We start from the raw sequence: 12,444 nt of genomic DNA, 5'->3' as shown, positions 1-12,444 counted from the left end.
CAAGATGATAACGGAATTACTTACACACCTTACTGTATTGCAATGGCTTGGGACTTTCTTTGGGGTCGCCCAAGTGCTATTGGCCAGAAAGAACAATGTTAATAATTATCTGTTCGGTATTATTTCAATATTGATCAGTATTTGGGTGCATTACAAAACACGTTTATATGCTGATATTCTTTTAAGTCTTTATTATCTGGTTATGAGTATTTATGGCTGGTTTTATTGGAAAATGGGGAAACAAAATAAGGAGGCTCCTATTTCTCGTTCCAATAAAAAGGAACAAGGTATTGCTATAGGTATAGTGCTTGGCTGTTTTTTACTTATGGCGTATTGGCTTAGCCAGCACACCAATTCGGATGTGCCTATTTGGGATGCTATAATTTGTGCATTTGCATGGGCGGGCATGTGGTTAATGGCGAAACGAAAAATAGAAAACTGGGTCTATTTAAATATTAGCAATTTTATTGCAATACCCTTGTTAATTTATAAAGGTCTATATATATATGCGGGCTTAACGGTTTTTTTATTTATTGTGGCAGTCTCGGCTTATATAGAATGGAAAAAAATACTTAATAATGATACTACAAGAGCGCATGCACAAGCTTAATACTTCAGATTTGAATCAAGAGGTGTTTAATGAAAACGTTTTAAATTGGATTTCTCAAGAAAATCTTTGGAACTTATGGGTCCCACAATCGCACGGCGGTTTGGAGATGAGCTTGTCGAAAGGATTAGAAAAACTTAAGTGTTTAGCGCAGTACGATGGAAGTTTAGGATGGACGGTAACGCTTTGTAGTGGGGCTAATTTTTTCTTCGGAAATTTGAAAAAAGAAACGGTCGATGCTGTTTTTTTAAACCCTAAAACGCCTGTTTGTTTTGGAGGTAGTGGCGGTGTGTTTGGTACTGCTGAAAAAAAAGATGGTGGCTATGTGCTCTCCGGAGTTTGGAAATATGCTACTGGAGCCCCTTATTTAACGCATTTCACGCTAAGTGCTAAGATTATTGATAATGGAGTGCCTTTAGTGGATAAAGACGGTGCTCCTGTGGTGCGTTCGTTTGTAATTGATAAAGACGCTGTAGAGATTATTCCAGACTGGAATACCATGGGCTTAAAAGCTACAGCGACGCATTCTTTTAAGGTGAACAATAAGTGGGTAGATGCCTCTTATAGCTTTATTTATCAAGAACGATACCATGAGCATCCTATCTTTAAAATTCATTTTGCTGTATTTGCAGATTTAACATTATGGGTAAATTATATTGGTATGGCAACCCATTTTCTAGAAGAAGCGAAACAGGTGCTTATGGATAAAAGCCGATTAGATTATTTTGGCATACTTATAGAAAAGGCCAATATAAAAGTAAAAGAATATGCTTTAAAAATTGAAAACGAGATCCGATTAGGGCATGATTTACCTGAAATTTGGATAAAGGAAATACATCAAGAAGCTTCCGATTCGGTAAAAACATTTTCAGAAACCATTATTAATATATTCCCTTTATTGGGCATCCGAGCCTGTAGTGAAAGCCAAAAACTGAACCAAATATTTAGAGATTACTTCACGGCGACACAGCATCATATTTTTAGTAGGAAATAAGGTTGAAGTGCTGTATAAAAAGGCTCTAAATTTAAAAAGCAGTACTAAAAATTTTAATTTCTAGTACTGCTTTTTAAATTAATATCTATAAAATATTAATCTAATGTTTTCACTAATAACCAAGCATCTTTATTGTGTTTGTGCTTAATCTCGCGTAAGGCTTTTAAGGCCTCTAAACGATTTTCATAACTGGCATAAACCACCTCATGTAACCCATACTTGTTAACGCCAATTTTTCTGGCTTTAAAACCTTGTAATTTAAGTTGTTCGATTTTGGTGTCGCAGTTTTCCTCCATTCTAAAAGCGCCCGCAATGATATGATAATCTCCTGTTTGTTTGGTAACATTTAAAGTGATAGCAGGTAAAGGGTTGTCTATAACAAAAGTGGCTTGTTGTATTCTGTTTTCTAGTTGTAAAGAGGCCTCTTCTTGTGCTAATTGATTATGCGCTTCAATTTGATTAACATAATAATTAGAGGCCGTAAAACCTCCTAAGGTTAAAGCGATAAGCCCAACGGCAGCATATTTTAAATACGCTCTAGAGTTGTGCTTTTCTCGAGTTACGTTTATAGGAATTGTTTTCTCAATCTTTTCAACAGTGTCTTTATAAACCTCGCGTGTTACTTTTGGAGATGTAAATTGTGATAAACCAAAGGCATCGGTCAAGTAATTAAGATTATAAGACGGATCAAATACAACTTTTCCTTCAGTGTTAAGTACCAAATCACCAATATTAGTGAACGTAATAGTTTCACCTTGTGCTAAAAAGCCCTTGATAATTTGAACGCGTTTTTGGATTTTTTCCAAAGCGACTTCAAAAGGGATTTTCTCAACATCTGCAATGTAATGTGCTAATAAGCCATCATTTTTTTGAATCTGCTCATTAAACGCTACTTGTTTTTTTGGCGGATGAAACGTATTGGTGCTTTCATGAATAGTTGCCGGAGCACGTTGTGCTAAAAAAGCACCGAAGTCTGGAACTGTAACACAGTCATACCGGTATAATAAATCGCTGATGTAAGTTTCTAATTGCATAGAACAAAGTTAAAAAATTATATGTGTAGATATAATTAACAGCTAACTATTTATTAACATTGTAGGAAATTCATATGACATGCTCAATATCAAATTTATAGGATGACCGAAAATGATTTACTTTATACACTAGCGCTGCAACAGGTTCAGCAGATAGGCGACATAACCGCTAAAAAACTCATATCCCATTGTGGAACTGCTGAAGCGGTTTTAAAAGAAAAAAAACAGAACCTTCTTAAAATTGATGGTATTGGAACGACACTTTTAAACGATTTAAAGCAAACCAAATACTTGGCTGTTGCCGAAAAAGAAATCCAGTTTATAAAGGATAATGATATTCGTTACATGTTTTTTCAGGACGATGCATATCCCGAAAAGCTAAAACACTGTATAGACGGTCCTCTTCTCTTGTTCCAAACGGGTAATATCCATCTTAAAAACCAACGTATTATCAGTATTGTTGGGGCTAGAAAAATAACCACCTATGGTATGGCGTTTTGCGAACAGTTAATTGAAACACTCGTGCCTTATAATCCTGTAATAGTTTCTGGCTTTGCTTATGGAGCAGATATTACAGCGCACAAGGCCGCTTTGAAAAATAATTTGCAAACGGTAGCTTGTTTAGCGCACGGGTTTAATCAAATTTATCCTAAAGTTCACAAAAAGTATATGTTAGAGGTAGAAAAGCAAGGTGGTTTTTTTACGGAATTTACAAGTTTTGACAATTTTGATAAACAGAATTTCTTAAAGCGAAATAGGGTTATTGCGGGGGTAAGTGAAGCGACCATTGTTATTGAATCTGCAGAAAAAGGCGGGAGTTTGGTAACGGCCGATATTGCCAACTCTTATAATCGTGACGTTTTTGCAGTTCCTGGTAGAATTACAGATAACCAAAGTGTAGGCTGCAATAACTTAATAAAACATCAAAAGGCGCACATGCTTTCAAATCCACTAGATGTGCCTTATATTTTGAATTGGGATCTAGGACCAACAAAAAAGCCTGCCATTCAAAAGCAGCTGTTTGTTGAGCTGGATGATACCGAAAAAGTAATTTTTAATTTCTTAAAAGAACAAGATAAGCAGCAATTGGATATAATTGCTATTGCGTGTAATTTGCCCATTTTTAAAGTGGCTAGCGTATTGCTTAATATGGAATTAAAAGGGGTTGTTAGGCCCTTGCCCGGAAAATTGTTCGAATTGATTTAAAGCTTGTTCAAATACCGAAAACCTGTTAAAACCCCACTTTGTCGCGAACCCGTTTTAAAACGTCATTAGCAACTCGTTTCGCTTTTTCGGCACCAATAGCTAAGGCCTTATCAATTTCGCCTAGGTTCGCCATATAATAGTTGTAACGTTCGCGTTCTACAGCAAACTTATCTACAACCAAATCATATAACGCTTGTTTAGCATGGCCATAACCATAATTGCCGTTTTCGTAATGCGCTTTCATTGTTGCTAATTGCGCATCGTTGGCTAATAAGCTATAAATAGCAAAACAATTACAGGTGCTCCAATCTTTTGGGTCTTCAAGCGGCGTGCTATCTGTTTGAATGGCCATAATTTGTTTGCGTAATGTTTTGTCGTTTACGAAAATATTAATGGTGTTGTTTCGGCTTTTGCTCATTTTTTCACCGTCAATTCCCGGAATAAGCATAGTGTTTTCTTGAATTTTTCCTTCAGGCAATACAAAAACGTCACCCATTTTAGCATGGAAACGCGAGGCAACATCACGGGTCATTTCAATGTGCTGTAGCTGGTCTTTACCAACAGGAATAATTTCTGCATCATATAGTAAAATATCTGCTGCCATAAGCATAGGATAAGAGAATAACCCAGCATTAACGTCTTCCAGTCTATCGGCTTTATCTTTAAAACTATGGGCGAGTGTGAGGCGTTGATATGGAAAAAAACAATTTAAATACCAAGCCAATTCCGTTGTTTGTGGTACATCGCTTTGTCTGTAAAACACGGTCTTTTCAATATCTAAACCAAAGGCCAACCATGTAGCCGCAACAGCGTAAGTGTTTTGTTTTAAAGTTTCTGCATCCTTAATTAGGGTTAAGGTGTGCATATTTGCAATAAATAAAAACGATTCGTTTTTAGGGTTGTTAGCCATATTAATTGCTGGAATAACGGCTCCTAAAATATTTCCTAAATGCGGTGTTCCTGTGCTCTGTATGCCTGTAAGTATTCGTGCCATAGTATTAACTCAAATTTAATTCTGGGTGCAAAGGTAGATTTTTTAATAGAATTGTATCATTAATTTAAGTAGTTTTGGAGCCCATGAAGTTATTCAAGTACATTTTTTGGCTATTTTACCGTATTTGGTTTTATATCCTTATTGCATTGCCTATTCTTGTAATGCTTCCTGTTCTTTTGGTATCTATACTAAAGGAGTCTTGGTATCCGTTTTTTTTTAAATTAGCACGCTTATGGTCTAAATTTATTTTAGTAGGTATGGGCTTTAATTATAAGATTGAGCGTATGCAGGTTCCAAAAAAGGAAAAAAGCTATATGTTTATTGCCAACCATACCTCCATGACCGACATTATGCTGATGCTGGTCTGCGTTAAAAATCCGTTTGTTTTTGTTGGTAAAAAAGAATTGGCTAAAATACCATTATTTGGCTTTTTTTATAAACGCACCTGTATTTTGGTTGATAGAAGTTCGGCAAAAAGCAGACAAGCCGTTTTTTTAAGTGCACAAAGACGCTTAAAATCGGGTTTGAGTATTTGTATATTTCCTGAGGGAGGTGTGCCTGAAGGCAATATTGTTTTGGATGCATTTAAAGATGGTGCGTTTAGGTTAGCTATAAACCATCAGATACCTATTGTGCCGCTAACATTTGCCGATAATAAAAAACGTTTGTCCTATAATTTTTTTAGTGGAAGTCCTGGTAAAATGCGTGTAAAAATGCACCCGTTTATAGAAACCAAAGGACTGGGGGTTAAAGACACTAAACCATTAAACCACCAGGCAAGAACTATTATATTAAATCAATTGCAACGCTTTCAAATATAAAGCACTACCCTTGGGGAGGAGCAGTGCTTTGCGATATTGCTTTTCAATAAAAAAGGGAAAACCAATATCCAGATTTAACCAAAAACCTAAAATTTAAATCCGATGCCGGTATATACTCCTATAAAATAAGGTGTGAAATTGCCAGACGTATTGTTAAAGGTGTTTATTTGATATTTGAACATAGGTTCTAAATTCAAATTTAATTTTTCCGAAAATTTATATTGAAAGCCTAAGCCTAAATTAGCACTATAACTTACATCATTGATGTTATTAGCTTCCATGTAGGGAAGTGTGCTTTGATCGCCTGTAGATAGTTCGTTTCCGCTTAAAAAGAAAGAACTAAAACCGCCAATAAGATTAAGCCCTAGTCTTCTGTCCAAAACGGTGTATTGAATTTCTACAGGTACTTCTATATACGAAATGGATTGATTAACAGATGTTGGGGTGAATGTTTCAGGAGTTCGGCCCGATTCAAAACTTGTGGCGCTTAAAAAACCAACGTTCTCAGAGGTATTGATATTAGAAGGCGTTTTTTTCTGGCTACTTACGTTGCCGCTAAGAATACTTGAAGTAGAGCTTTTTGCCAAAGTTTCAAAAACAAGTACATCATTGGTGTTATAGCCTAAATTTACTTTGTTCACTCCTGAACGGATGCTCAGTTTGTGGTTTACTGCATAACTTGCGGAAATGCCATAGCTCATGTTGGCTTCAGATGTTTTTGAATTCTGATTAAATTCATTGCTTATTGAAGATCCTTCCGATAGGGTATTGAAATATACAGGTGCCACATTTGGGGTAAGGCTCCATCGGTTAAATGGCTTTTCTTTTTCTATGAGGTCTGGGTTGGTTTCTAATGCCTCTTCTATAGTGCGCGTTGTGTTTTTATCTTCATTTTTAACGATGGCGGTACTTGTGTCGCTATCGGCGATAATGTTATTATCAACAATGATGTCTGTTGTAGCATTTTTAAAAGAAGATGTTTCTTGATGGACTGTAGCGTTTTCTTTACTAGTGGTTTCTGCAATAGAAAAAGTGTCAGCTTTCGTCTCCTTTTTAAGCACTTTGTTCGGGATAGTATTCTCGTTTTTTTCTTCGGAATTTTTCGCAATTTCATTGGTTTTATCACCATCTAAAATGGTATTTGACGTGTTTTTTAAGGATGAATTAGTAGCGTTTCCTGATTTTACTTTTTTATACGAAGTTTCTGCTGCCACTGAGGTTATCGTGCCTTCTGAAATAGTTTTTTTAGAATTAGATTTTAAAACGGCCTCCTGATCTCGTGCTAGTTGTTGGGTGGCTTCGTTTTCTAGCAGCTGTGTTTCAGGGCCACTGCTTCTTGTGGTGTTTTCATTTCCTATAATTGGATTAGGACGTATGATATTAGGGCTATGGTTAAAGTATTTGATGCCCACGGTTAAAAAAAGGAGAAAGAATGCAGCTGCGCCAGCGTACCGCCACCATATTGGAACTATCTTTCGGTTCTTCTTTTTCTCATTTAACTTGGCCGATATGCTATTCCAAACGGCATCATCGGGCGTAACATCAAAATTTTTGAAACGCTCTTGAAATAATCGATCTATGTTTTTTTTATCACTCATCTATAAGGACTGTAAACTATTGGAGGTTTTATGGTTTTCTATAGTATCCTTTAACTGTTGTCTTGCTCGTGCTAAATTAGATTTTGAAGTGCCTATGTTAATGCTTAGCATTTCGGCAATCTCTTTATGCGAGTACCCATCAAGAACATATAGGTTGAAAACAAGTCGATATCTGTCGGGTAGGTTTTGGATACATTTTAGAAGAAAGTCTAAAGAGACCTCTTCTTCGTCAATATCTATTTCAATCTCATCGGCGGCGGTTTCGTTTACGATTTCAAATACTTTTTCTTTTCTGTACCGCTGCATTACGGTGTTTACGGTAATGCGTTTTAACCAACCTTCAAAAGAGCCTTTATGTTTAAACTGTTCAATTTTACTGAATATTGTTAAAAAAGAATCCTGCAAATTATCTTCCGCTTCGGCATAATTACGCGAATACTTTAGGCATATCGAAAATAACTTACTCGAAAAGAGCTTGTATAATTCGCTTTGTGCTTTGGTATTGTCACTTTTACAATCTTCTATGAGTTGATTTAAACTCAAATTGAACACGTATTAAAGGTTAAGTATTATTCTACAACAGGTACTTCAATAATCAGGTACTGATCTTCATTGTTTTCATCTTCACCTTGCCAAAACTTAAAGATGTAAGAGCCGTTACCTGTTACTTTAAAGTTAAAGGTAGCACTTGTTAGATCGTCTTCTAAGTCTTTACAATCATTTCTATCGAAATCATAGTTAATGATGGCTACGGTACGTTCATTGTTCTTTTTAGAATAATAGAAATCTCTAAAACTATGGCAGGTAGATGGCTTAAGATAGTTCACTTTTATGGGGTAAACTTCTCCTAAGGTGAATTCTTCTGGAATGTCCACGCTTTCTACAGGCAAAAGATCTAAGCTAAAGTTGTTGCTGTCATCGTCGTTGAGGCTGCAAGACGTTAAGAAAAGCAGTGTCATGCTAAAGAATATAATTTTTTTCATTTTAATACATGTTTATTTCTTAGATGCGCATATGTCAAAATGGTTGCGTGAGAGCAAAAAAAAAATCCCGAGAGATTCGGGATTTTAAAAAATTTATTCATCTGAAGAATTAGCAGCTTTGGCAATTACCCTTACCTTGGCTTCCAGTTCGTCCATGAGCTCTGGGTTATCTTTAATGAGGGCTTTAACAGCATCTCTACCTTGCCCTAGTTTAGTGTCTTCATAGCTAAACCATGAGCCGCTTTTCTTAACGATTTCGTTTTCAACGGCTATATCCAGTATTTCTCCAACTTTTGAAACGCCTTCACCATACATGATGTCGAATTCGGCCATTTTAAATGGTGGTGCGACTTTGTTTTTAACCACTTTAACTCGGGTTTTATTGCCCAATACGTTTCCAGCACTATCTTTAATTTGTGTAGAACGGCGAATATCCAATCGTACAGAGGCATAAAATTTTAAGGCGTTACCACCTGTAGTGGTTTCTGGATTTCCAAACATCACCCCTATTTTTTCACGCAATTGGTTAATAAATATTACGGTACAATTGGTTTTGCTGATGGATCCTGTAAGTTTTCTTAAGGCTTGTGACATTAAACGCGCATGTAAGCCCATTTTAGAATCGCCCATTTCGCCTTCTATTTCACTTTTTGGAGTTAAAGCCGCTACTGAATCTATAACGACAATATCAATTGCTCCAGAACGGATTAAATTATCTGCAATTTCTAATGCTTGTTCACCATTATCAGGTTGTGAGATAATTAAATTATCAATATCCACACCTAGTTTTTCAGCATAAAACCTATCAAAAGCATGCTCTGCATCAATAAAAGCTGCAATACCTCCTGCCTTTTGAGCTTCTGCAATGGCGTGCAGGGTCAAGGTTGTTTTTCCGGAAGATTCCGGACCATATATTTCAATCACTCTTCCGCGTGGATATCCGCCAACACCCATAGCAATATCTAAGCCTAAAGAGCCCGATGAAATAGCTTCCACATCTACAACCGCTGAATCGCTCATTTTCATTACGGTACCTTTTCCGTAGGCTTTATCTAATTTATCTAATGTAAGTTTTAACGCTTTTAATTTTGCTTCTTTTTCGCTGCTCATTTTTATTTGTTTTTTCTAAAGTAATGGATGCTAAATTACTATAACTTTTATCACAATACAATTTTATCACGCAACCTTTTTGCTCTTTTTGCGTCTCTATAATAAACGCGGGAAAAACTTTGCTATGAAATCTCCCTAAATTAAATTTGGAGGGTAAACCATTACCGTTTTGCCTATGGGTTTTAAAAAAATAGTTTTCTCATAAGGTGTCTCGGTTTCTGTTTATAAGCAGATAATGGTGTGCCGATGATAATGGCTCGAATTGTTTTTAAGTGCTTTTTAGGTCATTACTTGGTCGAGCTAATTAGAAAAAGCACTTTCTTTTCTTATGAAAGTGCTTTTTTTTATTTACAGGAACATTTAGGTGCTATAATCTTATTATATGCCCTTTTTAGTGCTATCCTCTATAATTTTTGCGCTTGCATATATTTGCTTTTAACTAAAATGGTATCTTTGCGGCTAAATAACTTTTTAACCTTAAACCATTAGTATAGCATGCAACTGTACAATACATTAAGCGCAAAAGAGAGGGCGGAATTAATTGACCAAGCAGGAAAGAGTCGATTAACGCTTTCTTTTTATCAATACGCAAACATTCAAAACCCACAAATCTTAAGAGATCATTTATTTCTAACCTGGAACGCTTTAGATGTTCTGGGCAGAATCTATGTTGCCCACGAAGGGATAAATGCACAATTGTCTCTTCCGGCCGATCGTTTTAACGCGTTTAAAACCCACTTGGATAGTGTTCCCTTTTTAAAAGGGATCCGTTTGAACATTGCCGTAGAGCAAGATAATAAATCCTTCTTAAAACTGAAGGTAAAAGTGCGTGACAAAATTGTTGCCGATGGTTTAAACGACAGCACGTTTGATGTTACCAATAAAGGCGTTCATGTAAGTGCCGAGCAGTTTAATAGCCTTATTGAAGACGAAAACACGGTGCTGGTAGATATGCGCAACCATTATGAAAGTGAGATAGGCCACTTTAAAAATGCAATTACTCCCGATGTGGACACGTTTAGGGAATCTTTAGATATTATTGAAAATGATTTAAAAACGCATAAATCAGATAAAAAACTGGTCATGTATTGTACCGGTGGCATCCGTTGTGAAAAAGCCAGTGCATATTTTAAGCATAAAGGTTTTCAAAATGTATTTCAACTTGAAGGGGGGATTATAGAATATACCCGACAGATAAAAGAGCAGAATCTTGAAAATAAGTTTTTAGGTAAGAATTTTGTTTTTGATGAGCGTCGTGCAGAAAAAATAAGCGAAGATGTTATTGCTTGTTGCCACCAATGTGGAAAACCTGCAGATATCCATACCAATTGTGCTAATGATGCATGTCATTTATTGTTTATTCAATGTGATGATTGCAAAGTAGAAATGGATAATTGTTGTTCTACAACCTGCAAAGAGATTCACGCCCTTCCTTTTGAAGAGCAAAAAGCACTTAGAAAAGGGCAGGGCAATAGTAACGATATCTTTAAAAAAGGTCGTGCAGAGCATTTACCTTTTAAAAAAAATTTAAGGAATATTTTTGAAATGTTTAAAGTGGATCAAAACAAGCAATCATGATGCAGAATATAGAACTAATGGCACCTGCTGGAAATTTTGAATCCCTTCAAGCGGCTCTAGATAATGGGGCAGATTCTGTTTATTTTGGTGTAGAACAGTTGAATATGAGGGCTAGGGCGTCTATTAATTTTACTTTAAACGATTTGCCAGAAATTTCAAAACGTTGCAAAGCAAAAAGCGTGCGAAGTTACTTAACGCTAAACACCATTATTTACGACCACGATTTATCGATAGTAAAAACCTTAATTAAAAAAGCAAAGGAAGCAGATATTACTGCTGTTATTGCGATGGATCAAGCGGTAATTTCCATAGCAAGGGAAGCCCAAATGGAGGTGCATATTTCAACACAAATCAATATTACCAATATTGAAACGGTTAAGTTTTATGCCATGTTTGCAGATACGATGGTGTTGAGTCGAGAATTGAGTTTACGCCAAGTGAAAAAAATAACCGAACAGATAGAAACGGAACAGATTAAAGGCCCGTCTGGAAACTTGGTTGAAATTGAAATATTTGGTCATGGTGCGCTTTGCATGGCGGTTTCTGGTAAATGTTATATGAGTTTACATGCTCATAACTCTTCTGCTAATAGAGGGGCTTGCAAGCAAAACTGTCGAAAAAAATACACGGTTATCGATCAAGAGACAGGATTTGAAATGGAGCTGGATAATGAGTATATCATGTCGCCCAAAGATTTGTGTACCATTGATTTTTTAGATGAGGTTTTAGATGCAGGGATTAAAGTTTTAAAAATTGAGGGTCGAGGTAGAGCGCCTGAGTATGTGGCCAAAGTGATTAAGTGTTATCGGGAAGCTATCGATAATATTCAAAACGGCACTTACAGTAAAGAACAAGTAATCTCTTGGATGCAAACCTTGGAGACCGTGTATAATAGAGGGTTTTGGAGCGGCTATTATTTAGGTCAGAAACTTGGTGAATGGAGCAAAGGGTCGGGGTCTCATGCTACACAAAAAAAAGTTTATATTGGTAAGGGCACGCACTTTTTTCCTAAAGCAAAAGTGGGCGAATTTAAAATTGAAGCATATAACATCAATATTGGCGATACCGTTTTAATTACAGGCCCTACCACGGGAGCAAAGGAATTTATTGTTAATGCGCTTTTGGTTAATGATGAAAAGTTAAGCGAGGGTGTAAAGGGCGATATGATTACGATGCCATTGCCCTTCAGGATTAGGCAGTCGGATAAGTTATATAAAATAGTAGAAAACAAAGTAGAAGCCTAATGGTTGTTATTACTTTACAGCGAAACAAATGTATTGGCTGCAATTATTGTGTAGAACTGGCGCCAAACCAGTTTCAGATGTCCAAAAAAGACGGAAAATCGGTGTTGTTGCATGCTCAAGATAAAAAAGGATTTTTTACATTAAAATCAAATGATTTTTTGATTTTTGATGATTGTGATAAGGCTGCCAAAGCCTGTCCGGTAAAAATTATCACGGTAAAAAATATTTAGTTTCTCCCTTTTTTTAATGTCGTTATAATAATCTTATCTTTACGT

At 36.2% G+C, this 12,444-nt stretch carries 13 protein-coding genes; 7 read left to right on the top strand and 6 right to left on the bottom strand.

Annotated elements, in window-relative coordinates; translation table 11 throughout:
• Window positions 1-4 precede the first annotated feature (4 nt).
• The gene (gene pnuC, locus ACFFU9_RS00530) at window positions 5-610 is read left to right on the top strand and encodes a nicotinamide riboside transporter PnuC (protein ID WP_379859401.1); all 606 of its coding nucleotides are present in this window, start codon (window positions 5-7) and stop codon (window positions 608-610) included.
• Window positions 579-1,601, top strand: a complete 1,023-nt coding sequence (locus ACFFU9_RS00525; RefSeq protein WP_379859400.1) for an acyl-CoA dehydrogenase family protein — start codon at window positions 579-581, stop codon at window positions 1,599-1,601. The genes pnuC and ACFFU9_RS00525 overlap by 32 nt, the downstream gene beginning before the upstream one ends.
• A gap of 95 nt (window positions 1,602-1,696) precedes the next feature.
• Here ACFFU9_RS00525 and ACFFU9_RS00520 read toward each other — a convergent pair whose 3' ends face one another.
• Entirely contained in the window at window positions 1,697-2,635 is a 939-nt protein-coding gene (locus tag ACFFU9_RS00520; RefSeq protein WP_379859399.1) for an HU domain-containing protein, read from the bottom strand.
• A gap of 102 nt (window positions 2,636-2,737) precedes the next feature.
• On the opposite strand from ACFFU9_RS00520, the gene dprA reads away from it, so the two are divergent.
• Window positions 2,738-3,841, top strand: coding sequence for a DNA-processing protein DprA (gene dprA, locus ACFFU9_RS00515; RefSeq protein ID WP_379859398.1), 1,104 nt, complete (start codon window positions 2,738-2,740; stop codon window positions 3,839-3,841).
• Between the two features lie 25 nt (window positions 3,842-3,866).
• Here dprA and trpS read toward each other — a convergent pair whose 3' ends face one another.
• A complete protein-coding gene (trpS, locus tag ACFFU9_RS00510; protein WP_379859397.1) occupies window positions 3,867-4,835 on the bottom strand; it encodes a tryptophan--tRNA ligase in 969 nt (322 codons plus the stop codon).
• An 83-nt stretch (window positions 4,836-4,918) separates the two neighbouring features.
• Between trpS and ACFFU9_RS00505 the strand changes: the two genes are divergently transcribed.
• Window positions 4,919-5,656, top strand: coding sequence for a lysophospholipid acyltransferase family protein (locus ACFFU9_RS00505; RefSeq protein ID WP_379859396.1), 738 nt, complete (start codon window positions 4,919-4,921; stop codon window positions 5,654-5,656).
• An 86-nt stretch (window positions 5,657-5,742) separates the two neighbouring features.
• Here ACFFU9_RS00505 and ACFFU9_RS00500 read toward each other — a convergent pair whose 3' ends face one another.
• The 4 genes from ACFFU9_RS00500 to recA all read right to left on the bottom strand — a co-directional run bounded on the left by ACFFU9_RS00500 (window position 5,743) and on the right by recA (window position 9,347).
• On the bottom strand, window positions 5,743-7,254 hold the full coding sequence (locus tag ACFFU9_RS00500; RefSeq protein WP_379859395.1) for a putative outer membrane beta-barrel protein: 1,512 nt from the start codon (window positions 7,252-7,254) through the stop codon (window positions 5,743-5,745).
• Entirely contained in the window at window positions 7,255-7,797 is a 543-nt protein-coding gene (locus tag ACFFU9_RS00495; protein WP_379859394.1) for an RNA polymerase sigma factor, read from the bottom strand. It lies immediately after the preceding gene.
• 26 nt (window positions 7,798-7,823) lie between these two features.
• Window positions 7,824-8,237 carry a hypothetical protein gene (locus tag ACFFU9_RS00490; RefSeq protein WP_379859393.1) on the bottom strand — a complete coding sequence of 138 codons (414 nt, stop codon included), beginning with the start codon at window positions 8,235-8,237 and terminating at the stop codon, window positions 7,824-7,826.
• 93 nt (window positions 8,238-8,330) lie between these two features.
• Window positions 8,331-9,347: a recombinase RecA gene (recA, locus tag ACFFU9_RS00485; RefSeq protein ID WP_379859392.1), complete on the bottom strand. Its 1,017-nt coding sequence runs from the start codon at window positions 9,345-9,347 to the stop codon at window positions 8,331-8,333.
• 495 nt (window positions 9,348-9,842) lie between these two features.
• Here recA and trhO point away from each other — a divergent pair, with 495 nt between their 5' ends.
• Genes trhO through ACFFU9_RS00470 form a run of 3 tightly spaced genes read left to right on the top strand, consistent with a single transcriptional unit; the run spans window position 9,843 to window position 12,399 of the window.
• Complete coding sequence (gene trhO / locus ACFFU9_RS00480) at window positions 9,843-10,925, top strand: oxygen-dependent tRNA uridine(34) hydroxylase TrhO (protein WP_379859391.1); 1,083 nt, start codon at window positions 9,843-9,845, stop codon at window positions 10,923-10,925.
• Complete coding sequence (locus ACFFU9_RS00475) at window positions 10,925-12,169, top strand: peptidase U32 family protein (protein WP_379859453.1); 1,245 nt, start codon at window positions 10,925-10,927, stop codon at window positions 12,167-12,169. Before trhO ends, ACFFU9_RS00475 begins: the two co-directional genes overlap by 1 nt.
• The gene (locus tag ACFFU9_RS00470) at window positions 12,169-12,399 is read left to right on the top strand and encodes a ferredoxin (RefSeq protein WP_379859390.1); all 231 of its coding nucleotides are present in this window, start codon (window positions 12,169-12,171) and stop codon (window positions 12,397-12,399) included. The genes ACFFU9_RS00475 and ACFFU9_RS00470 overlap by 1 nt, the downstream gene beginning before the upstream one ends.
• Window positions 12,400-12,444: the final 45 nt, after the last annotated feature.

It is taken from the genome of Mariniflexile ostreae, from assembly GCF_042427585.1.
Classification (GTDB): Bacteria; Bacteroidota; Bacteroidia; order Flavobacteriales; family Flavobacteriaceae; genus Pseudalgibacter; species Pseudalgibacter ostreae.
This window is presented reverse-complemented; position numbering and strand designations above follow the sequence as displayed.